This is a genomic window from Vibrio sp. 1078-1 (genome assembly GCF_033340475.1).
Window position 1 is genome coordinate 1 of sequence record NZ_JAWOWM010000494.1, and the last position, 637, is coordinate 637.

Sequence of the window (637 nt, forward strand, 5' to 3'; positions counted from 1 at the left end):
TCGCGCTCTCGTTTTTATTTGGCATTTCCTTCATGAGAATCCACGCTTTCCATCGTTTATATCAGTATCGTCAATCCATCTCAACGAAGCCTTTCAATGCTCGTGGATGCAAAGTTCAGCGCTGCCCATTCTGTCAGGTTTCAGAGCAGCATTGTTTATGTGAATTGCAACCTGATATCGATAGCAATGTCGCGTGCATGCTGATTGTGTCTGAGAACGAAGTGTTTAAGCCAAGCAATACAGGCCGTTTGATTGCTGATACGGTGAAAGAGACTTACGTGTATCAATGGAATCGCACTGAACCTTCACAAGAGATGCTTGATCTTTTGTCCAACGATGACTATCAGCCGGTCATTGTTTTTCCTGCCGATTATGTTGATCAACCTGAGCGATTGCTAGATGGATTACACGCTGAGCACTTACATCGCACTGATGGTAATAGCAAAACGTGGTTGTTGATTTTTATCGATGGTAGTTGGCGTGAGGCGCGAAAAATCTTCCGTCGCTCTGAGTTTTTACAGTCTCTACCAGTCCTATCTATCGAGCCGGAGTGTTTATCTGAATACATCATGCGCCGTTCTGAGAACGAGCAGCATCTTTCGACAGCTGAAGTCGCGACTTTAGTTTTGAAACAAGC

General features: G+C 44.6%; 1 protein-coding gene. It reads left to right on the forward strand.

Annotated elements, in window-relative coordinates:
- Positions 1 to 32: 32 nt before the first annotated feature.
- Positions 33 to 637 (forward strand): tRNA-uridine aminocarboxypropyltransferase (locus tag R7190_RS28395; RefSeq protein ID WP_318137995.1); only part of this gene is annotated, 605 nt, incomplete at its 3' end.